The 23,037-nt window shown below is 54.8% G+C and carries 14 protein-coding genes; 11 read left to right on the top strand and 3 right to left on the bottom strand.

The genetic code is table 11. The features are described from left to right. Positions 1-3: 3 nt before the first annotated feature. The 5 genes from MKZ15_RS17285 to MKZ15_RS17265 all read left to right on the top strand — a co-directional run bounded on the left by MKZ15_RS17285 (position 4) and on the right by MKZ15_RS17265 (position 6,972). Positions 4-849, top strand: coding sequence for a PRD domain-containing protein (locus MKZ15_RS17285; RefSeq protein ID WP_339817125.1), 846 nt, complete (start codon positions 4-6; stop codon positions 847-849). Positions 850-1,084: 235 nt separating this feature from the next. Next, a complete protein-coding gene (ptsG, locus tag MKZ15_RS17280; RefSeq protein WP_213623937.1) occupies positions 1,085-3,145 on the top strand; it encodes a glucose-specific PTS transporter subunit IIBC in 2,061 nt (686 codons plus the stop codon). A 132-nt stretch (positions 3,146-3,277) separates the two neighbouring features. Further along, the gene (locus tag MKZ15_RS17275) at positions 3,278-3,553 is read left to right on the top strand and encodes an HPr family phosphocarrier protein (protein WP_155605791.1); all 276 of its coding nucleotides are present in this window, start codon (positions 3,278-3,280) and stop codon (positions 3,551-3,553) included. Continuing rightward, positions 3,546-5,258: a phosphoenolpyruvate--protein phosphotransferase gene (gene ptsP, locus MKZ15_RS17270; protein WP_213623936.1), complete on the top strand. Its 1,713-nt coding sequence runs from the start codon at positions 3,546-3,548 to the stop codon at positions 5,256-5,258. Before MKZ15_RS17275 ends, ptsP begins: the two co-directional genes overlap by 8 nt. A gap of 175 nt (positions 5,259-5,433) precedes the next feature. After that, entirely contained in the window at positions 5,434-6,972 is a 1,539-nt protein-coding gene (locus MKZ15_RS17265; protein ID WP_339817120.1) for a Ppx/GppA family phosphatase, read from the top strand. Here the strand turns inward: MKZ15_RS17265 and ppk1 are convergent. Next, a complete protein-coding gene (ppk1, locus tag MKZ15_RS17260) occupies positions 6,932-9,025 on the bottom strand; it encodes a polyphosphate kinase 1 (RefSeq protein WP_339817118.1) in 2,094 nt (697 codons plus the stop codon). The genes MKZ15_RS17265 and ppk1 overlap by 41 nt on opposite strands. 249 nt (positions 9,026-9,274) lie before the next feature. Between ppk1 and MKZ15_RS17255 the strand changes: the two genes are divergently transcribed. The 4 genes from MKZ15_RS17255 (at position 9,275) to MKZ15_RS17240 (ending at position 12,697) form a co-directional block, all read left to right on the top strand. Then, entirely contained in the window at positions 9,275-9,916 is a 642-nt protein-coding gene (locus MKZ15_RS17255) for a 50S ribosomal protein L25 (protein ID WP_155605787.1), read from the top strand. Positions 9,917-10,093: 177 nt separating this feature from the next. Further along, positions 10,094-10,810, top strand: coding sequence for a thioredoxin domain-containing protein (locus tag MKZ15_RS17250; RefSeq protein WP_155605786.1), 717 nt, complete (start codon positions 10,094-10,096; stop codon positions 10,808-10,810). Between the two features lie 358 nt (positions 10,811-11,168). Then, positions 11,169-11,609, top strand: a complete 441-nt coding sequence (locus tag MKZ15_RS17245; RefSeq protein WP_339817117.1) for a disulfide oxidoreductase — start codon at positions 11,169-11,171, stop codon at positions 11,607-11,609. A 152-nt stretch (positions 11,610-11,761) separates the two neighbouring features. Further along, positions 11,762-12,697 carry a hypothetical protein gene (locus MKZ15_RS17240; RefSeq protein WP_155605785.1) on the top strand — a complete coding sequence of 312 codons (936 nt, stop codon included), beginning with the start codon at positions 11,762-11,764 and terminating at the stop codon, positions 12,695-12,697. 651 nt (positions 12,698-13,348) lie between these two features. Here MKZ15_RS17240 and MKZ15_RS17235 read toward each other — a convergent pair. Then, the gene (locus tag MKZ15_RS17235) at positions 13,349-14,230 is read right to left on the bottom strand and encodes an AraC family transcriptional regulator (RefSeq protein ID WP_339817116.1); all 882 of its coding nucleotides are present in this window, start codon (positions 14,228-14,230) and stop codon (positions 13,349-13,351) included. 132 nt (positions 14,231-14,362) lie between these two features. Here MKZ15_RS17235 and MKZ15_RS17230 point away from each other — a divergent pair, with 132 nt between their 5' ends. Further along, the gene (locus MKZ15_RS17230) at positions 14,363-16,336 is read left to right on the top strand and encodes a beta-L-arabinofuranosidase domain-containing protein (RefSeq protein ID WP_244868435.1); all 1,974 of its coding nucleotides are present in this window, start codon (positions 14,363-14,365) and stop codon (positions 16,334-16,336) included. Between the two features lie 44 nt (positions 16,337-16,380). On the opposite strand, the gene MKZ15_RS17225 is transcribed toward MKZ15_RS17230, so the two are convergent. Further along, positions 16,381-17,625 (bottom strand): MFS transporter, encoded by a 1,245-nt coding sequence (locus tag MKZ15_RS17225; protein ID WP_339817115.1) that lies wholly within the window; start codon positions 17,623-17,625, stop codon positions 16,381-16,383. A 231-nt stretch (positions 17,626-17,856) separates the two neighbouring features. Between MKZ15_RS17225 and MKZ15_RS17220 the strand changes: the two genes are divergently transcribed. Next, positions 17,857-22,896 (top strand): WIAG-tail domain, encoded by a 5,040-nt coding sequence (locus MKZ15_RS17220; protein WP_339817113.1) that lies wholly within the window; start codon positions 17,857-17,859, stop codon positions 22,894-22,896. The last annotated feature ends 141 nt before the right edge of the window (positions 22,897-23,037 follow it).

Raw genomic sequence — 23,037 nt, 5'->3', positions numbered from 1 at the left:
GTTGTGAACAGCCTGCGCGTTTCTAAAGTGTTGAATAACAATGTCATCATCGCGAATCACCCGGAGCGTGGCGAGGTCGTTGTGATCGGCAAAGGCATCGGATTTAACCGAAAAACGGGGGACTCGATCCTGCTTGAAGCCGTTGAGAAAATGTTTATCCTCACGAATCAGCAGGAACAAGAGCAATACAAGCAGCTTGTACCCCAGGTGGATGAACAATTGATCGAAATTATCGGCGAAATTATCATGTACATTTCCCAGAAGACGCAAACCGTGCTGAACGAGCATATCCATATCGCCTTAACCGATCACTTGGCGTTTGCGATTAAGCGAGCGGAGCAGGATATCGCTTTTCATAACCCGTTTTTGTTCGAGACGAAGGAGATCTATCCGGTGGAATTCGAACTGGCGGAATACGCGATTCGACTCATCAAGGAGCGGTTGGGTGTCGATCTCGGTGAGGATGAAATTGGCTTCGTTGCGCTTCACATTAACAGCGCCATGACCAACCGACATATCAGCGAGGTAAGGGGACATGCTCAGTTAATCGCTGACCTGGTTGGCATTATCGAGACGGAGCTTCGCTTTACGATCCTCCGCAACTCGCTGGATTATTCCCGTTTGCTGACCCATTTGCGGTTTGCGATCGAACGGATTCGACGCGGCGAGCAGGTTAGCGAAGTCGACAAGCTGGAAATGCTGCTGAAGCAGGAGTATCCAACCTTGTATTCGCTTGCTTACAAATTGACCAAAGTGATGGAACAACGGCTCAAGATGCCGGTTTATCAGGCCGAAGTCAGCTATTTGACGATGCATTTGCACCGGGTGGCCCCGGCGAATCTTCAGTAGCTGGCTTGCGCGAACTAGAAAGTCCTGCTATAATTCCTAAGTGCATTGGCAACAACTTCATAGATCACAATGTGTGACTGATTCGATCAGGCATGAGTTGATAAAGGTTTTTTTGGATTGTATTGGACGGTTACGGGGTATTATATCCGTAAGCGATCACGATACAGAACCAATGACCTATATTGGCTTATGCCTGTTTTTGTTTGTCACACGATGTCATAACAGGAGGTTACTTATGTTTAAGCGTTTATTTGGTGTATTACAACGGGTAGGGAAAGCGCTGATGCTCCCTGTGGCTCTACTTCCTGCGGCAGGTTTGCTGCTCGGGATCGGGAATATGCTGGTCAGTCCGGAGTTTCTGGATCTGGTGCCCGCCCTGGATAATCATGGCGTCCACGCCGTAGCCACCGTCATGATGAATGCAGGCCAAATCGTCTTCTCGAACCTGGCCTTGCTGTTTGCCGTAGGCGTCGCCGTTGGTTTGGCCGGCGGGGAAGGCGTAGCCGGTTTGGCTGCGATTATCGGTTACCTCGTCATGAACGTGACCATGGGCACGGTCATCGGGGTCACGCCTGCGATGATCGGAACCGATCCGGCCTATGCGAACGTGCTCGGCATCCCGACGCTTGCAACCGGGGTGTTCGGCGGGATTATCGTCGGGATCTTGGCTGCGGCCATGTATAACCGGTTCTTCCGGATCGAGCTCCCATCGTATCTCGGTTTCTTCGCCGGGAAACGATTCGTGCCGATTATGACGGCCGCAACTTCGCTTCTTCTCGGCTTGTTGATGGTCGTTATCTGGCCGCCAATTCAAGGGGGCCTCAACTCTGCTTCTCACTTCATGTTGGAGCAGAACCGGACGTTGTCCGCGTTTATTTTCGGGGTGGTAGAACGGGCATTGATTCCGTTTGGTTTGCACCATATTTTCTATTCGCCGTTCTGGTTCGAATTCGGTGAATACGTCAATAACGCCGGTCAACTCGTTCGCGGGGACCAATCAATCTTCATGGCTCAGCTGCGTGACGGTGTGCCATTTACGGCCGGTACCTTTATGACCGGTAAATTCCCGTTCATGATGTTCGGCTTGCCTGCCGCAGCGCTGGCGATTTACCACGAAGCTCGGCCTGAGCACAAGAAATACGTGGCTGGGATCATGGGTTCGGCAGCCTTGACCTCCTTCTTGACGGGGATTACGGAACCACTGGAGTTCTCGTTCTTGTTCGTCGCACCGGTATTGTTTGCGGTGCATACGATTTTTGCCGGTTTGTCTTTCATGACGATGCATATCCTTGGGACGAAAATTGGGATGACCTTCTCCGGCGGTTTGATCGACTATCTGATCTTCGGGGTGATTCCAAACCGGACGCCTTGGTGGAACGTTATCATCGTCGGTTTGATTCTGGCCGTGATTTACTACTTCGGTTTCCGCTACGTTATCCGTAAGTTCAATCTGAAGACGCCGGGCCGCGAAGATCCGGAGGTTGAAGGGGACGAAGTGAAAGCGGGAGGCGCAGTTAAACAGGACGAACTGCCGCAGAATATCTTGTCAGCCTTGGGCGGACAAGAGAACATCGTTCACTTGGATGCCTGCATCACGCGTCTGCGGGTTGAAGTGAAGGACAAAGGGAATGTGAGCAAAGACCGGCTCAAGAAGCTGGGCGCCTCTGGCGTGCTGGAGGTTGGCAACAACGTTCAAGCGATCTTTGGAACGCGTTCTGACACGATCAAATCGCAAATCGCTGACATTATGAGCGGGAAGACCCCGCGGGTTGCCGTCAAGACGGAAGAGATTAAACCTGCCGAGGTCGAGCAGCAAGCGGCCCAAGACGGCGACGCGATAATCAAGGAAGATATCGTGATGCCGGTGAACGGCGAGCTGATGGATATTTCCAACGTTCCCGATCCCGTGTTCTCGGAAAAAATGACCGGCGACGGGTTCGCGATTCTGCCGCATGACGGCGTGATCTGCTCTCCGGTTTACGGTAAAGTATTTAACGTCTTCCCGAGCAAGCATGCCATCGGCATTATGTCGGATGGGGGCAAGGAAGTGCTCGTGCATATTGGCGTGAACACCGTCAAACTGAAAGGCCAAGGCTTCAATGTGCTGGTCCAGGAAGGCGATCTGGTTGCCGCAGGACAGCCGATTCTGGAAGTGGATCTAGATTATGTGAAGGAACACGCTCCTTCGATCATTTCGCCGATCGTCTTCTCGAACCTGCCGGAAGGCGCGTCCGTGACGCTGCATAAGACCGGCAAGCTGCCGAAAGGCGAAGCGGATATCGTTACGATCAAGTAAATCATCAGAACCCGCCGCTGAGTCGGCGGCGGGCATTTGGCTTTGGTTATCGCGATCCCTTACAATGTGATAGGGAGCGTATCTTATATCTATTCTCAAAAATTCATAAATCAGAAAGCGAGAGGATCAATCATGGAAAAAATGTTTAAAATTACGGATGAAGACGGAATTCATGCACGCCCGGCAACGGCCCTGGTCAATACAGCAAACAAATTCAAGGGAGCCGAATCCTTCGCTGAAGCGGGCGGCAAGAAAGTGACGTTGAAATCGATTCTTGGCGTTCTGTCCCTGGGTCTGGAGCAAGGCGATTCGCTGAAGCTGATTGTCGAAGGCGAAGAGGCCGCAGAAGCACTTCAAGCGCTCACTGAAGTGATGGTTAACGAAGGGCTGGGGGAAGTGAATGCTTAAGATTGATGGCATTGCCGCTTCGGCCGGCGTGGCCATCGCCAAAGCCTTCAAATTGGAGCATCCCGATTATACGATCCATCAGCGGGATGCTTCCGATTCCGCAGCGGAGCTGGCACACCTGGACGACGCTTTGGCCAAATCTCAGCAGGAGCTTGAAGCGATCAAAGAGCGCACGCTTCAAGAGCTTGGCGAGAAGAAAGCGGAGATTTTCGAATCTCATTTGTTGATTCTGAACGATCCCGAGCTGCTAACCCCGGTTCGCGATAAGATTGCATCTGACAAGGTTAGCGCAGCATTTGCGTTAAATGAAACAGCAAGCGAATTTATTGCGATGTTTGAAAATATGAAAAGCGCCTACCTTAAGGAACGCGCCGCGGATATGCGGGATGTAACCAAGCGTGTGCTCACGCATTTGCTCGGTTTGAGCTATGTCAATCCGGCAGATATCAGCGAGGAAGTGATCGTGATTGCGGAGGATTTGACGCCGTCGGATACGGCGCAGCTCAATCGCAATTACGTGAAGGGCTTTACGACGAATATCGGCGGTCGCACGTCGCACTCGGCGATTATGGCCCGCTCGCTGGAAATCCCTGCGGTCGTCGGCACTAAAGAGGTGTTGGACAAGGTGAACGGCGGCGATCTGGTGATCGTCGACGGATTGGACGGCAGCGTCATCATCAATCCGACCGAGGACGTTCTGAACGAATATATGGCAAAACGCGATAAGCACCTGAAGCAAATCGAAGAGTGGAAGAAGCTGCGCGAGGTCCAAACGACGTCGAAGGACGGCGTCCACGTGGAGCTTGCAGCTAACATTGGCACGCCTAACGACGTTGTCGGCGTCATGGAGAACGGCGGAGAAGGGGTAGGCTTGTATCGGACAGAGTTCCTGTACATGGGACGCACCGAGTTGCCTTCGGAGGAGATCCAATTCAATGCCTATAAGACCGTGCTGGAAAAGATGGAAGGCAAGCCGGTCGTCGTACGGACATTGGATATCGGCGGAGACAAGGAATTGCCTTATCTCAATCTGCCGAAGGAAATGAACCCGTTCCTGGGCTTCCGCGCCATCCGTCTATGTCTGGAGCAGAAGGACCTGTTCCGCACGCAGCTACGCGCTTTGCTTCGGGCCAGCGTCTACGGATCGCTTCGAATCATGTTCCCGATGATCGCAACGCTGGATGAATTCCGAGCAGCCAAGGCGTTGCTAATGGAAGAAAAGGAGAAGCTGAAAGCCGAAGGCGTTCAGGTATCCGATGAGATCCAGCTCGGAATAATGGTGGAGATTCCTTCGACGGCCGTATTGGCCGATCAGTTTGCCAAAGAAGTGGACTTCTTCAGTATTGGAACCAACGACCTTATTCAATATACAATGGCGGCCGATCGTATGAATGAACGCGTTTCCTATTTGTACCAACCTTATAACCCAGCGATTTTGCGGCTGGTCAAAATGGTCATTGATGCCGCCCATAAGGAAGGCAAATGGGCTGGAATGTGCGGCGAGATGGCCGGCGATGCAACGGCGATTCCGCTGCTGCTGGGATTGGGTCTGGACGAATTTAGCATGAGCGCAACTTCGATTCTACCGGCTCGTTCGCAGATTTCTAAGTTGTCTAAAGCGGATATGGAACAGCTGGCAGCCAAGGCGCTGCAAATGCAGACCGCTGCACAGGTCGTCGAACTGGTTCACGCCATCGGCGAGTAACGATACGAGATCTTTTCCAACCGAAAATGCGGGTTTCTTCATAGGCCGGCGCCTTCAGGGCGCTGGCTTTTTTTTAGGTGTAAGGTTTATTTTTGCCCGATTTTGGGATAAAGTGAGGTAAAACTGTTAGGCCGAGGAACCAAAATTTCTATACATTACGGGAGCTAAAGTTCGTATGCCAAATAACCATGAGAACGTTGGAATCATCGACATTGGGTCAAACTCCATTCGTTTGGCCATCTATGAAACGGCCCCGCAGGGGTACTACCGTTTGATTAACGAATTGAAGGAATCCGCCCGGTTAAGTGAAAAAATGAATGCGAATGGGGCTATGGCAACAAAGGAAATCCATTCGATCGTTCCGATCCTGCGCCAATTTCATGAGGTGTGCAGAGCATATGGCTGTCATGCCATCCGGGTGGCGGCAACGGCGGCCATCCGGAACGCGGCAAATGCACAGGAAATCGGCAAGCTCCTGGAGCAAGAAACCGGTCTGCCGGTAGAAATCCTATCCGGCGAACAGGAAGCTTATTTCGGATTTATCGCTGTGGCCGGCGGAATGGCGACCGAGGACGGATTCATTATTGATATTGGGGGCGGAAGCACGGAAATCACTTTGTTTCGTGGCCGAAAGCTGGTAGAGAGCGTTTCTTTGCCGATTGGCGCGGTCAACGCCCAAGTGAGATTTGGAGTGTCGGAGGAGCCCTGGCCGCCCGAGCAGATCGCCGATCTTCAGGCGGAAGTTGAAAGGATGTTGGACGGTTTGCCTTGGATCGGGGCCCATCCGGGATTTCCGCTTATCGGGCTGGGGGGAACGATTCGGACGTTGGGCAAGCTGGATCAACGGCGCCGCAAGTACCCGCTCCGTTTGGCCCATCACTATCTGCTGGAGCCGGAGAGTCTCCGTCATTATGCGGAAACTCTGCCTGAGTTGCCGCTGGATAAACGCAGACGAATCGACGGGTTGTCCAAGTCCCGTGCCGACATCATTGTACCGGGGACAATCATTTTGAAGGCGGTCTTCGATCGCATTGGAGCGGCGCATTGCCTGGTCAGCGGCTCGGGGCTGCGCGAAGGATTGCTGCAGGATACGTTGGGTCTAGGTGTGCCTGCCGCTCAAGAAGTGCTGGAATGGCAAACCGGTACGCTACTCGCCTTTCATGCGCTGTCCCCCATTGCTCATTATCGTCAGGTTCGTCGGTACGCCGAGCAGTTGTATCAGTTACTGGAGAAGGAGTTGAATGACAGAGGCCCGATCAAGCTGATTCAAACGACAGCTATGTTGTATAAAATCGGGGGCTCGATCCGTTACCACCAATACGACAAGCATACGTTATATTGGCTGTTGCAAGCGCCGCTGGGAGCTTTGACCCATCGGGAAGCCGTACTGTGCAGCCTGATCGCGGATTATCCGGCGAATCACGGGAAGAAAACAGGTTTCGAGGAGTATGGTGATCTGCTGCAGGAAAAGGATGATGAGTTGATTCAGAAACTCGGAGCCTTGTTGGAGGTAGCGATCGCCCTCGACGCCAGTGAGACGCAGACGGTAGAAGCAGTAGCGACGGTTTGGGAAGAGGAGGCGGTGTTATTGAAGCTGACGTGCCGCAGCCAAGCTTACCTGGAAATCAGGCAGCTGGAGGCTGCGGCCAAGAGCTTCAAGAAAGCGTGGGACCTTAGATTAGAGTGGGAGATTCGTGCAATTTCCACGCACTGATCTCTCGGGCGGCGAATTGGCTCCGGCAGGGAACTGCCTGAGAACCGCCGAGGATGGGTTCGTATTTTCCGTTTGGCACCAGGCGTTTTGCTTTCACACTATCGGCCAGCGACAGCATAAGAATGCGCACCAGCGTCTCCCGGGTTTGCGGTTTGATGACAGGACACATCAGCTCCAGTCGGCGTGTCAGGTTGCGCGTCATCCAATCGGCGCTTGACAACCAGACCTCGGGGTTCCCGCCGTTCTCAAAATAATAGATGCGGGAATGCTCCAGGAAGCGGTCGACGATGCTGCGTACCGTGATTCGTTCGCTTAAGCCTTCAACACCGGGGCGCAAACAGCAGACGCCGCGAACGATCAGATCGATGTGAACGCCCGCTTCGGAGGCCTCGTATAATTCGTCGATCATCTCCTGGTTGGATAAGGAGTTCATCTTGGCGATAATCCGCGCCGGGCGGCCAGCGGCGGCATGCTCGGCTTCCCGCTGGATCAGCTCGAACAGCTTGTCCTTCATGACGGTTGGCGCAACCGTCAACGCCTGCCATTGCTCGGCTTCCGAGTAGCCCGTAATGAGATTAAACAGCTGAGAGGCATCCTCGCCGATTGCAGAATCGGTCGTAAACAATCCGATATCGGTGTAAAGCCGGGCGGTGATGTCGTTGTAGTTGCCGGTGCCCACATGGACATAACGCTTTAAGTCGCGACCTTCCTGGCGAACGACAAGCAGGATCTTGGCATGGGTTTTTAGCCCAATTAGGCCGTAGACGACGTGGCAGCCGGCTTTTTCCAGCGTCCGCGCCCAAGCGATGTTCCGCTCCTCGTCAAACCGGGCTTTTAGCTCAACGACAACCGTAACCTGTTTGCCTGATTCCGCGGCCTGCGCTAGTGCTCGGATCAGCGGAGAGTTGCCGCTGACACGGTATAACGTCATCTTGATCGCCATGACCGCCGGATCTTCCGCGGCTTGATCGATGAAATCGGTCACCGCGTCGAAGCTCTCGTACGGGTGGTATACCAGTACATCCTTCTGTTTCAATACCTCGAAAAAATCGTCATTCTCATCGAATTCCCGCGGATACACGGGATCTACTTGCGGGAAGCGCAGCCGGGAATACCCTTTGACCGAGCCCGGGAGCCGGCCGAGAAAACCGAGATCAAGGGGACCTTCGATCTCGAAGACCGCGTCGGTAATTTCAAATTCTTCTTTGAGCACCTCGAGCGCGTAAGGGTGGATGCCCCTTTGTATTTCCAGGCGGACCGGCGCTCCCCAACGCCGCTTACGCAGTTCTTTCTCTATCTCCTCCAGCAAATCCTCGGCGCCTTCTTCGTCGAAAGCCAGGTCGGCGTTGCGTGTCAGCCGGAACTCATCGACGGCAAGCGGCGTATATCCGCTGAACAACGTTTGTATATTATGACGGATCAGTTCCTCAATTAGGATAAAAGACTGTTTCTTGCTGTTGGAATGATGCGGCAGCGGGATGATCCGGGATAGGTTCGATGGGATTTGCACGATCGCGAAATAGGATTCCTTCTCTTCTTCCGTTTGCACTGCGCCGTTCCGTTCCAACACGACTGCCAAGTATACGAACCCGGTATGCACGAGGGGAAACGGACGACTTTGGTCTACGGCCATGGGCGTCAGCACCGGGAAGACGATGTCATGATAGTAGGTCTCCATCGATTTGCGCTGTGCGCTGTTCAGCTCGTCGTATTTCAGAAACTGGATGCCCTCCTTGGCGAGCAGTCTCGAGAGCTCCCGGTAAGTCCGGTATTGTTCGGCTATCATGGCCGAAATTCGGAGAATTAATCTTCGGTATAATCCGGCCGGAGTGTAGCCGGTGAAATCCTTCTTGGTATAACCGGCACGGATTTGATCCTGGATGCCGGCGACGCGTACGCTCATGAATTCGTCCAAATTGCTTGAGACGATGGACAGGAATTTGGCCCTCTCCAGCAAAGGCGTGCCGGAATCCTTGGCTTCCTGCAGCACACGGCGATTAAATTCCACCCAGCTGAGATCGCGGTTCAAATATCGCGGTCCTTGTTTTTTCATAACCATATCCGCCATGGATGTCAGACCTCCGCCTATTTTTTCTTTCATTTATCTTTCTATTTTACTATGTTGCAAGGTTTTGAAATGCATGCTTTTGTAAAATCTATGTAAAAATTACAACTCTATGTAAAGACATTTCGGGAAATGGGCTTTTTCTGGTTAGGTTGGCGGCAAAAATGGGTAATATACGGGTATGGCGTCTTTCGCCAATCGCCAAAACCGGCACAATTTCAAGGAGGTTGTTGCAAGATGAGTACGAACCATCACTCGTTTCAACTGAACGCCACGCCAAGAACGGAATTCCACCGTTCCACGCTGCGACAGCTGAGACAACAGGGACGCGTTCCTGCGGTCGTATACGGAGCGGAGTCCGGGAACCTCGCGGTTCATGTGGATGTGAAGGAGCTTGTGAAGGTCGTGCGTACGGGAAGATCGGAATTTTTTGACCTGAAGGTCGAAGGGGGTCAAACGATTCCGGCGCTGATTAAAGAAGTTCAACAGCAGCAAGGGAAGATCCTGCACGTCGATTTTCAGCAAGTATCCAAAAATAAACCGATCCGCGTTAAAATCCCGCTGCACTATACCGGTACGGCTGCAGGAACCCAGGTTGGCGGCGTTCTGCAGATTCAGGCAACGGAGTTGGAAGTGGAGGGCTTACCGGATGTTTTGCCGGCATCCCTGGACATAGACATTACCTCGCTGGACGCGGGGGACAAGCTGATGGCCGGAGACGTTAAGATGCCGGCAGGGGTGACGATGCACGCTCAGCCGGAGGAACTGCTGGCATCGATCGTGCTTCCGCGGGTGGCGGATACGGATCTGGCCCTGGATGCCGCGGCCGACGGGGAGCCGGCTGGCACGGTTGGCTCGGACGAAGCTGCTGCGGAATAATCGACAGCATCGCCGGATGGATCTTGGATGAAGGGCTGTTCCGGACGCCTTGGGGCGTTTGGGACGGCCTTTTTCGTGTGGAAGCCCCAGCTTGACGAATCCTGCTAATGTAACTAAAATGGTTGCAGGATAAGAAGAATCTTGAATCTATTAATCTAATAGGAAAGTAGGGGTCGCATGCCGCCGAAAACGACAACAAACGCTTTGGCCAAGCGCAAAGCCGAACAACAAAAACAGCAGCAGCAAATGAAGAGAAGACGCCTGATTTGGTTCTCGACAGTGGGACTGCTTCTCGTCCTGATTATCGTTGTGCTGACCATTCAGCCGAAACCCAAGGCGGCCGAATTTGATTACGCCGCGCTTCCTGTGCTGGGACAAGCCGACGCACCGGTGAAGGTGCTGGAGTTCGGGGACTATCAATGTCCGTCGTGTAAACATGTGAATGAACTGATTAAGCCGGATTTGGTGAAGGATTATATAGATCAAGGCAAAGTCGCCTTTTATTTCATGAATCTGCCGTTTATCGGTTCCGATTCGTTTACGGCCGCTCTGGCCGCGCAATCGGTGTATCATCAAAGCAACGAAGCGTTCTGGACTTATTTCGATGCGATTTATGAACGCCAAGGAGCGGAAAACAGCGGTTGGGCTTCCCCCGAGTTTCTCGTGAATCTGGCTAAGGAATTGGAGCTGCCGATCGATTACGATCTGCTGCAGAAGGATATCGCGGAGGCAACGTACCAAGAAGAGATCGAAGCGCATTTGTCCCGCGGGGACAAGCTCGGTGTTAACAGTACGCCGACGTTCTTCATTAATGGCGTGGAATACGCCGGCAATCTTGGCGATTACGAGGCGCTGAAGAAGACGCTCGATAACGAATTGTCTGCAGAGGAATAGTGGGCGAAGGTTGAATGAAGCTAGGGACAGAGTAGCGGAGCGTAGCTGGAGGCTACGTGAGTGGGCGGAGGGCCCGGGTGAATTCAAGATTCGACGTCGATTAGCTACTGGATACTGCTTCGTGATCGAAAGATAACTTGTTCAACTACCGTTTCGATAAAGGTTGATAAAGTCAGGTTTGGAGCACCGAGAAGGTTGGATGAAGCTAGGGACGGAGTAGCGGAGCGTAGCTGTAAGCTACGTGAGCAACGGAAGGCCCGGGTGAATGCAAGATTCGAAGTCGAATTAACTTCGAGGGAATTGCTTCGTGATCGAAAGATGACTTTTTCAACTACCTTATAAAGGGAGGGATGGGGGAGTGCGGGGGTTTCTGAGAAACTACGGCATCTACCTCGCCTGGTTGGTCGCGCTGGTCGCGACGGCGGGCAGCTTGTATTTGAGCGAAGTGCTGCATTATGAGCCGTGCCGATTGTGCTGGTTTCAGCGGATATTTATGTACCCACAGGTCATTTTACTGGGCATCGCGGCGTACAAGAACGACCGCCAGATCATTCCATATGTGCTTCCGTTAAGCATCATCGGCGGCTTGATCTCCATCTACCACTATAGTGAGCAAAAAATCCCCGGGCTTGCCAAGCTCCTTCCCTGCAAAATAGGCGTGCCGTGCAACGTGGATTACCTGGGTCAAGGCTGGCTCGGATTTATTACGATTCCGTTTATGGCACTGGTCGCCTTCGTATTGATCGTGATGTTCTTGTTGGCGGCTCGGGGGATAAGAGAAGAAGCCGGGGAACGGTAACGTGGAATAAGGATAAGGATAAGGAAAGGCGGGGCACCTAAGGGGGCCTCGCCTTTTTATGCACTCCTTGCCGGTATGTGGAAGCTGCAAAAATGCCCTACAGTGGCAACTTTTTTGAAGATTGAACGTCAGTGTATATGGGGGTGTTGATATTGCAAAACATGAGCTTGAAGAACGATAAATGGAAAAGAACGGCGGGTTGGTTGAGCATGATCCTGTTGGCCATATCTCTGACAGCATGCACCGGGAATGGTTCTGAACCTGGGCTAAATGCAGGCGGTGAAGCGAACGGGAATCCATCAGCGCCAGGCAACAACGGAGGCGAAACGGACCCTTCGAGCGATACTCCGGATAAGGATGCAAGCGAAACGAAGCAGGGGAATGGCACATTCGTCGGGTTGATTGACAACCATTCGGCGGAGATTGAGCTGGAGGGGACGCCAACCGCTTTTCAATTGGATGAAACCTTAAGCGCGATGGCGCAAAACTTGGAGCAAGGGACGTCCGTCTCTATTGAATACGTGGAACGGGCAGTAGAGGGCGATGCTACGCTGAAACAGTTGGTGTTGACGAAGCTGGAGGTGGCTCCCGCTAAAGGAACGACGAGCTCCGGTTCATCGGTGGAGTTGCCGGCTGAAAAATCGCTTGAGGTCGAGCTGGAAGGGACGAAGGAGACGCGAACCGCCACTTTGGCGAAGGGTGACGGGTACGCATTCTATATGTTCGACATCTTCTCTTTTGATGCTAAAACCAACAAGTTAATGATGAATTATGACTCGGCATATCATGTCGTGATCACTAAGTTACCTTCCGGTTATGATGTCGAGGAGCTGGCTAAGACGACAAAGAATGAGTTGTCTAAGATCGGTAAAGTTGAGCAGATGTCCGGCGACCAAGTTTACGTAACGATGCGAGATGCAGAGCTGTTCCTGATCGCCCGGGGCGATGACGTGACCCAGGAATACATCGTCAAGAACATCGACGGGCAGGGATTTGCCTTCCTGGTCAATATGCCTCACGGCGAGGCTTCGGAAGGTTTTGGCCCACTCGCGTTTGCATCGATCAACACAACGGTAGCAACGGATTGATCCCAATAGCAAATTTTTGAGAGCACATCCTAAATCTAACCGTCTGCGCAGGGCTCCTGCCGCGGACGGTTTTTATGTTGAAGGGGAGTAAAAAAGAGAAGAAATGTTGTATTTCGTGCAATATTCCTTATGTGGATTAGGCGGTAGAGCCCAAATGTTGCATAAGGTACAACAATTTCACCCCTCGCAGGGAAAATCGCCGAAAAAGTTGCACAAACTGCAGCAATTTACGGGTGTGGACCGAACGAGCCGTTGAATTGTTGCACTAAATGCAACAATTTGCGCGAATGAGGCGCTGTAGTCGCTGAAATGTTGTAGGAATTACAACATTTCAGGTTAGGCTCAGCGGCGACGGGCGGGGTGCAGCAAACGGGATCGATGCTGGATAGACCGGCTGCAAACCAACGCATGCAAGTCGCTCAGCCCCCAGTCACTCCGCCCCAGCCGCGTAACCCCCCAGTCACTCCGTCCCCAGTCACCTCGCCTCCAGTTGCGTCATCCCTAGCCCGTAACACACACTCGCATCGCCCCAGTCACTCCGCCCTCAGAAGCGCGGCTCCACTCGCATCGCCCCAGTCGCGTTACCCCTAGAAGAGCCTCGCCTAGAAGCGCCATCTCCAGTCTCGTCACACTCAGCCATAGCCCTCGTCCTCAGGACGTGTATTGTTTACGGAATGCGCGGGGTGAGCAGCCGTTCTTAAGCGCAAAACGGTTCGAGAAATACGGGGTGCTGTTGAAGCCAACGTAAGCGGCGATGTCGGCGATGGGCCATTCCGTCTTTAGCAGCAGCAGCTTGGCTTGTTCCAACCGATAATGTAGCAAATAATCGTTGGGGGTCATGCCGTAAACCTGCTTCATGCAGCGGGTGATGTAGTTGTAGTGGTAATGTAACGCGCTGGACATTTGCCCGCTGTTCAGCTCCGAGCGGTAATTGCTTTTGATGTAAGCTTCGGCCTTTTCTGCAACGACAACCACCGGGGAGGCGTGTGACTCCAGCTGTCTTAGGTCCATCGCATGGAGAAGCTCCTCGAACCGCTGTTGCCTTATCCAAAACGCTCGGGACTGACGTTCTCCCAGACTGTCCAGCAATTGCCGGAACAAGCGGAACGTTTGGTCGGGAGAGGGAAGGTCCCATGCCTTCGGCAGCTGTAGGGAATATGGTGAGGCAAGGAAGCGGGCATAGTGCTCGTCCGCGTCGGGATAACGGTGGTCCGCTTCTTCCGCCGGGAGTTGCTGCCACGCACAGACCGTATAGAAATGCAGCCAATAAAATGAGGTGGGTTCCTCGCATGGTCTCACCGCGTAATGATGCCGATCGGGCAGCAGCAGCAGGGACTGACCTGCCCCCAGGCTCCAGGCCTGCCCGGCTTCGCCGATGAATAGCGTTCCTGACTCCACCACGATCCAATCGAAAATGCCGATATTCCGCCGATTGGGATGCTCGTCTCCCGGCTGATATACAGAATGTCCGCACTCGAGAAAATAGGGCAGGGGCGGAGCCGTAAGCTGCACCAGCTCCGTTGGTTTTGACATGATCATCGCCTCCATTTCGAGTGTGAAATATTATAACTTTGAGGTTGCTGCTATTCATATTTTGATCTAAATATATGAGATAAAATGAGATTTGTCAGTATGATTTTTCAAAAAAGAGGAGGACGCTTTGCGATGAATATGGCCGGGCAAATGCCGCGTTCCGAGCGGATCGCGCTAAATCAGGTAAAAATCCGCGACGAGTTTTGGAGTTACTATATCAAATTGGTTAAGGAGGTTGTCGTTCCTTATCAATGGGAGGCGCTAAACGACCGGGTGGAAGGTGCGGAACCCAGCGGTGCGGTACGCAACTTTCAAATCGCCGCGGGTCAGTCCCAAGGCGAATTCTATGGGCTGGTGTTTCAGGACAGTGATTTGGCCAAATGGCTAGAAGCGGCGGCTTATCTTTTGGAAGCGGATGCAAACCCGGAGCTGGCGGCCATTGCCGACGGGTTGATCGATACGATCGCGATGGCCCAGCAGGAAGACGGGTATTTGAACACGTATTTTATCCTGAAGGAGCCGGACAAGCGCTGGACGAACCTGACGGAATGCCATGAGCTCTATTGTGCGGGACATTTGATCGAAGCGGGAGTTGCCTATTATCGGGCCACGGGAAAAAGAAAGCTGCTCGACGTGGTCGCGAAATTCGCGGATTACATCGACAGTGTGTTTGGCCTAGAACCCGGCAAGCTGGCCGGCTACGACGGCCATCAGGAAATCGAGCTGGCGCTCGTGAAGCTGTACGAGGCGACCGGTGAGGAACGGTACTTGCGCTTAAGTCGATATTTTCTCGATCAGCGAGGGCAGCAGCCTTTCTTTTTCGAGGAGGAGTTGAAGCAGCGGGACGGGAAAACGCATTGGGCTGGGAGCGCCAAACACGTCGATCTCGCTTACCATCAGGCGCATCAGCCGGTACAAGAACAAGAGACGGCAATAGGGCATGCCGTTCGACTGCTCTACATGTTGACCGGGATGGCCGACGTAGCGGCGCTGACTGGAGATGAGACCCTGTTGGCGGCTTGCCGTAAGCTGTGGGACAATATCGTCGGCAAACAGATGTACATTACCGGCGGGGTAGGCTCGATGCCGCAAGGCGAAGCGTTCTCGTTTGATTACGACCTGCCGAACGACACGGTATATGCGGAGACCTGTGCGTCGATCGGACTGATCTTCTTCGCCCAGCGAATGCTGCGGATCTCGCCGGAATCAAGATACGCCGACGTGATGGAGCGGGCCTTGTACAATACGGTCGTCGGCGGAATGGCCCGGGACGGCAAGCATTTCTTCTACGTGAATCCGCTGGAGGTGGATCCGAAGGCTTGCGGTGGCGCCAATCATAAGGTAGACCATGTCAAACCGGTGCGCCAGGAGTGGTTCGGTTGCGCCTGCTGCCCGCCGAACATCGCCCGGCTGTTGGCTTCATTAGGCGAATACATGTATACGGTCCAAGGGGACACGGTGTACGCCCATCTTTATATCGGCGGGGAAGCCGAATTGCAGACCAGCGGCGGCAAGGTGAAGCTGACGCAAACGACGGACTACCCTTGGGACGGAACGGTGCGTTTCGAAGTGGAGCCGGAAGGGGAAGGCCGCTTTACGCTCGCGCTGCGGCTGCCGGATTGGTGCCCGAAAGCGAGCCTTAAAGTGAATGGGGAAATCGTGCCGCTGGAGGAAGGTTTGTTCCAGGACGGCTATCTCCGGCTACAGCGGCAGTGGAGTAAGGGGGACATCGTGGAACTTACGCTGGCGATGCCGGCGACGCGCATGTACAGTCACCCGCTCGTGCGGGCAAACGCCGGGAAAGTCGCTCTGCAACGCGGCCCGCTTGTATATTGCTTGGAACAGGCCGACAATGGCGCGAACCTGCATGAACTGGCACTTCCGCGGGAGGCGGAGCTTCGGATCGAACGCGAGGCCGGACTGCTCGGCGGCGTCGTCACCGTACAGGCTGAGGCGGTTCGCCGCGCCGCGCCGGACTGGAACGGCGGGTTGTACAGCGCGTCTGCGCAACTGTCGGAACAGAAGGCAGCGCTCAAATTCATCCCGTATTACGCCTGGGCCAACCGCGGCGAAGGGGAAATGACGGTGTGGGTGCGTGAGCGTTAAATAGGAAATGCTGCGGTTCTTCGCATGTGGTTCAGACCATTTAATTATTGAACATTCCATAGACGGGTCCGCACGTAAACGGCCAATGCGACCAGATTCCATACCGAGCAGGCCACAAAAATGACACTTGCCCCCCACCAGGCAATCACCCAGCCGGAAGCGTAGACGGCGATCGGCATACCGATGCGGAAGCAGGTCCCGGTAATTCCGGTGATCCGGCCCATGAGATGGGCTGGCGTCTGCTCTTGACGGAACGCGTACACCGAAACGCTGTATAGGGTTGCGGCAAATCCACATACGAATAAGGCGGCTGCAAACGACACAAGTCCATGTGTGATAAATAGTAGAAAATAAGCGACAGCGTTCAGCAGGATCGAAGCGCCGAACACTTTGCCAAGACCCCAGGCCTGTCTAAGCTTGTTCAAAAGCAGGCTTCCAGCCAGGCCTCCAGCTCCCGAAGCGGAGAGTACGACGGCCAGCAGGGACGAGGACAACCGCAGGTCGTCCTTGGCGAAGTAAATTGCCGTGGTGTTGATCACGGTATAGGTGCAGTTCAGAAAAACAACGAATACCGTCATCATCATGAGTGGCTTATTGGAGCTAAAAGCATGCCACCCCTCCAGAAACTCCGCGGCGAACTTAGTTTGCCGCGGAGTTTCTTTTTCCCCAGTCAATTTCAGTCTTGTGAACAATCCCATGCAGATCAGGTAACATGCCGACGTGATGAGCAGTCCGTCAGAGACGTCGGATAACATCAAGATCAAGCCGGACAAGGCCGGTCCCATAATGCCGACGAAAGTCTCTGCAAAGCTCAGCTTGGCATTGGCGGCCGTGAGCTCTTGGTTCGGGACGCTCAGCTTAATGAGGCTGACTTCAGCGTTGAAATACCCGTAACTCAGCGTCATCAGGAAGAAGCCGATCGCATAATAGACCGGCAGCAAATGGATCCCGCTCCGAAACAAGAGGGCGAAGCTCAGGAGCAGGACGGCCTGGAGTCCGATCATCCAGAGGACCCAACGTTTTTTGTTGACGCGGTCCACGAAGACCCCGATGAAAATGGCAAAGAAGAAATTGGGCAGCAGTTCCGCGGTTTTCATGCTGGACATGGCCACAGAGGAATGGGTGATATCGTAAATCATCAACGGAAGAATGATTTCGTACAGTTTCCCCCCGAAGGTGAGCAGCACGACACTGGTTAAAATGATCGCGAAGGAGCGGCGGTGGTGTTGATTCAGAGCAGAGCTTGTGCTCGCAGACTTAGTGGTGGTCAAAGTGAGATCGTTTTCCATGTTCGGTGGCCTCCAGGTTCTTGACAAAGGGAATGGATCAACATGTTTACACCCAAGGTTATTGTAACGCGCTAACAGGTGCGGAAAAACGGTAGAAATTTGGCGAAACCATTTCATCTTTTCTCGAGTCTTTGGACGGCTATTTCCTACTCGAAAGCGTTGTGACAAGAGCCTAATTGCCCGCATATGATACCGGAGATGATTAACTTTTGGCAAAGGAGAGGGCGGCTCTTGAAAAGACAAAAACCAGCGAAACCTAGTAGACCGAGGAAATCGCTCTATTTCGTAGATAACCCGGAAATCAACGAATTAACGCTGTTGGAGGAACGAAAGGTTTCGTCGCAATCTGGGGATGAAGGGGTTCGACTTCATGAAACTGCAGCGCTCACACTGCCAGAACAAGGCGAAGAGACCAGGGTGCCGGCTGCCATTGAGGCAGAGCCGGAGCACGAGAGTATGGACGGGACGCGGGCGTTGCAGGATTTGTTGAGCGAAAAAACCGCACCCAATCAGGAGCAAGGCATTATTTATACCGACGATATCATTGATGAAGCCGTGACCCGGGAGAAAATCGCCCCGTTCGCGATCGACGCTTCGCGGATCATGCGGGGGACGATTGACACGGCTTGGATCGCCGACTACGCCGTGGAGAACATCAAGCTGGCAGACCGGGCGGTGACCTCGTCCAAAATCGCTCCGTCGTCGGTGAACGGCAGCCACTTGGTGGACAGCTCGATCGAAGGACGGACGATCCGGGACCACTCCATTAGCGGGGAGAAGCTGGTGGACGGCAGCATTACACCGGAGAAGCTGGCCGATCGGGTCATCACCGGGGAGAAGCTGGCGGAGGGAGCGGTGGAAAGCCGCCATTTGTCGGAGTGGATCGTGACGGCCGAGTTGCTGCAGGACCAAGCGGTGACGGGGGATAAAATCCGCAGCGGAGCCGTGAATGCACAGCATTTGGCCAACGGGGCGGTCGACACCTCGAAGCTCGGGGACGCCTCCGTGACAACGTCTAAGCTACGCGATAGCTCCGTGACGGGGGACAAATTGGCAGAAGGCACGGTAGAAAGCCGTCATTTAGCGGATCAGGTCATTATCTCGCGCCACTTGGCTCCGGGCTTGATCGGCCGGGAGCTGTTGGCCTGGTCCAGCGTTGGTGCAGAACAACTGCAAATGGGGAGTGTCACGTCGGCTCATTTGAGCGGAGCCGTGGTCGAATCTCGCCATCTTGCGTCAGGGGCGATAGGCAGCGAACATATCCAGCCGGGCAGTATCGGGCAGGAGCATATCGCTGACAGGGAGATAAAAGCACGGCATCTGGCAGACAAGGCGATTCCCTCCACGAAGCTGGCCGACCAGTCCGTGGGTACGTCGCATATCGTGGAACAGGCGGTGACCTCGTCTAAAATTGCCGATCAAAGCGTGCTGCCGGGGAAAATCGCCGATGAGGCCGTGTTGACCCGGCATCTGGCTAAAGGCGCTGTCCAATCGACGCAGCTTGCCCGGGGCTCAGTTACGAGTCAGCATCTGACCGAAGGGGCGGTGCAAAGTGGGCACCTGGTGCAGGAGGCGGTACAGGAGTGGCATCTGGCCGATGCCGCGGTGACTGGGGAGAAGCTGGCGTTCGCCGAGGTGACTGCCGATCATCTGGCGGAAGAGGCCGTTTCGGCGGATCATCTGCAGGCGGGGAGCGTTACGGCTGACAAACTGGCTAAAGGCAGCGTAACATCCCGGGCGATCGCGCCTGGCGCGGTGACGGAAGCGGCTATTGGATCTCAGCAAATTACGGCCGAACATTTGGGATTAGGTATCGTGCAGACCCGGCATTTGGCGACGGGTTCCATTAACCGCAGCCAAATCGGAGCGGGGGCGGTACGGGAGGAGCACCTGGGTGTTGGCGTCGTCTTCTCGCCGCATCTTCAGGACCATGCAGTCACCAGCTTGAAGCTGTCGCCGGAAAGTGTTACGACAGATAAGCTCGGAGATCTGGCGGTGACAGCCGCTAAGCTGGCGGTAAGCAGTGTGACCGGGTCGAAGCTGGCGGCGCAGGCCGTGGACGCCGGGCACTTGGCTCCGGGTGCCGTTGGGCCCGAAGCATTGGCTGCCGGCGCCGTCACAGCGAGCCATCTGGCCGATGGGGCGGTGCAAAGCACGCATTTGGCCGAAGGCAGTGTGACAGGACGACATCTCGGCCAGGCCGAGATCGAATCTCGTCATATCGCGGATGAGGCGATTGATGTCGATCATTTGTCCGCTGCTCTGCGGCAAAACGGGGTATTGCCTGAGGAGGGCATCACCGGGGAGGACCTGCAGTCCGCCTCCATCACAAGCCGACATCTTCAGGCGGGTGCGGTCGGTGCTGAAGCACTGGGCGAGCAGGTGGTTGGCAGCACGCATCTGCAAGCCGGCGCGGTGCAAAGCGGTCATTTGGCGAATGGGACGATCCAAAGCCAGCATTTGGTGAAAGATGCGGTACAGAGCGTGCATTTGGCTAAAGGCGGCGTGACGGAACACCACCTTGGTGAAGCCGTCATCCATTCTCGACATATCGTGCCTGAGGCGATCGATGCCGGGCATCTGTCAGCCGAACTGCGGCAAAGCGGACTGCTGCCCACCGCCGGCATCAACGGGGAAGACCTGCAGCTGGCATCGATCACGAGCCAGCACTTACAGGCCGGCGCGGTTGATGCTGAAGCGCTGGGTGAGCAGGTAATCGACAGCACCCATCTCCGAGCCGATGCGGTGCAGAGCGGCCATCTGGCGAATGGGGCGATTCAAAGCCGACATTTGGCCGAAGATGCGGTGCAGAGCGAGCATTTAGCCAAAGGCAGCGTGACTGACCGCCACCTTGGAGTCGCGGTAATCGGCTCTTACCATATCGCCGCTGAAACGATCAGCGCGGCTCATATGACGCCCGCGCTGCGGCACAGCGGGCTGCTGCCTGCCGCTGGTGTCGACGGAGAGGCTCTGCAAGCGGAATCGATCACCAGCCGGCATTTACAGGCCGGTGCGGTTGGCCCTGAAGCGTTGGGTGAGCAAGCGGTGGGCAGCGTTCATTTACAGGCTGGTTCCGTGCAAAGCGACCATCTGGCGGATGCCTCCGTACGCAGCCAGCACTTGGCCGAAGGTGCGGTGCACGGCGGGCATCTTGCCGAAGGCAGTATTGAATCGCCACACCTTGGAGAGGCGGTAGTGGATGCCCGTCATCTTGCTCCTGAAGCCGTAAATTTCCGGCACCTATCGCCAGAGCTGCAACAAAGCGGTCTTCTGCCCGTAGCCGGCATCAGCGGAGAAGCCCTACAGCCGGCATCCATTACCAACCGGCATTTGCAAGTTGGAGCAGTTAACGCTATAGCGCTGGGTGAGCAGGCAGTCAGCAGCGGCCATTTGCAGAGCGGCTCCGTGTATAATCGCCACCTGGCGGATGCTTCCGTGCAGAGCCGGAACTTGACCGAAGGCGCGGTAGAAGGCGAGCATTTGGCTGAAGGCAGCATTGGGTCCCGGCACCTCGGGGAGGCCGTGGTCAATGCGAACCATCTTGCGCCCGAAACTGTGAATGCGGGTCACTTGTCCGCCGATCTGCAGCAAAACGGTCTGTTGCCCGCTGATGGCATCAGCGGCGAGGATCTGCAGGCAGCGTCCATTACAGGCCGGCATCTGCAAGCCGGCTCGGTGAATGCCATCGCGTTGGGCGAGGAAGTCGTTGGCAGCGGTCATCTGAAGGCCGGTTCCGTGCAAAACCGCCATCTGGCGGATGCGTCCGTGCATGGCCGGAACCTAGGCGAGGGGGCGGTGCAAAGCGGGCATTTGGCCGAAGGGAGCGTTGAGTCCCAGCACCTTGGGGAGGCCATCGTCGACACACAGCATCTTGCCCCCGAATCCGTAAATGTTTGGCATTTATCCGCCGAATTGCAGCATCACGGTCTGTTGCCCGCGGAAGGCATCAGCGGAGAGGACCTGCAGTCGGTATCGATCACAAGCCGGCATTTGCAAGCCGGAGCGGTTACTGAAATGGCTCTGGGTGATCAAACGGTGGGAAGTAACCATCTGCAGAAAGGTTCCGTGCAAAGCAGTCATTTGGCGGATGCGTCCGTGCAGGGTTGGCACCTGGCCAGCGACGTGGTGGAAGGCGGACATTTGGCCGAGGGCAGCATCGAGTCCCGACACATAGGGAAGGCCGTGGTTGAAGCCCAACATCTGGCCCCCGAATCCGTGAATGTCTTGCACCTGTCTGCCGAACTGCAGCAGCGCGGTCTGTTGCCCGCAGAAGGCATCAGCGGGGAGGATTTACAGCCGACGTCCATTACAAGCCGGCATTTGCAAGCCGGAGCGGTGAACGCCGTGGCCTTGGGTGAACAAGCGGTTGGCAGCGGTCATTTGCAAGCGGGTTCCGTGCAAAGTGCACACTTGGCAAATGGAACCGTCCAAGGCCGCCACTTGGCTAATGGCGCGGTGAAAAGCGGTCAGCTAGCCGAGGGCAGCGTGTCAGCCCGCCATCTCGGCGAAGCCGTTGTAGGCCCTCGCGAGCTGCAGGCGGATTCCGTGCAAAGCGAGCATCTGGCGAACGGGGCCGTTCAAAGCTGGCACTTGGGCGAAGAAGTTGTGCAAGGGGCAAATTTGGCAGCCGAAAGCGTGGAATCCCGACATCTTAGCGATGCGTCGGTGAATGCCCACCATATCTCCCTCGAAGCCGTCAATATCTGGCATTTGTCTGCTGAGATTCAGCAGCAGGGGCTGTTGCCCGAGGATGGCCTCGGAGCCGAAGACATCCAGCCGTCAGCTATCGGTCGGCTGCATCTGCAGCCGGGTGCGGTGGACGGCGGAGCGCTGGCCGAGGATGCAGTTGGGACGGAGCATCTGCAGGAGGGCGCAGTCGGGAACGTTCACCTGGCGCCGAATGCGGTCGGTAGCAGCCAACTGGCCAACGAAGCTGTCGGAACCCGCCACCTGCAACCGGGGTCCGTCGGGATGGAGCAGTTAAGCTTTGCTCCGATACAAACGATGTCGGGCCAGCCGGCGGAGCTGCAATTCGGTATGGTTGCGTTTCTGCTGAAACATCATGAGGTGGAGACGACGGTAACGATTAGCTTCGATTCGCCGTTCACGTCGTCGAACTATGTGGTTGTTGCCATGACCAACCATGCTGCGTATTCCGCTTCACTGAAAGAGCAGTCGGCCGAATCGGCCGTGATCACGATCTCTAAGCTGAAGGAGAGCAACGTCAATTACGGATTTGTGACATGGATCGCAATCGGTAATACGCTGTAGGACGTTTGTGAATACAACAGCCGCCGGATCACTCCGGCGGTTGTTTTTCTTTGGCAACGCCTTGGAGAACGTGACATATCTTTCAGGCTGTGTGATTTTGCGTACAGCTTTTTTGCGACAAATTACCTAGTATTTAATGGA

Origin of the sequence: Paenibacillus sp. FSL R7-0216 (assembly GCF_037969915.1) — a bacterium.
GTDB lineage: Bacteria > Bacillota > Bacilli > Paenibacillales > Paenibacillaceae > Fontibacillus > Fontibacillus rhizolycopersici.
The sequence above is the reverse complement of the archived record's forward strand: the minus strand, read 5'-3'. Positions and strand labels throughout refer to the sequence as shown.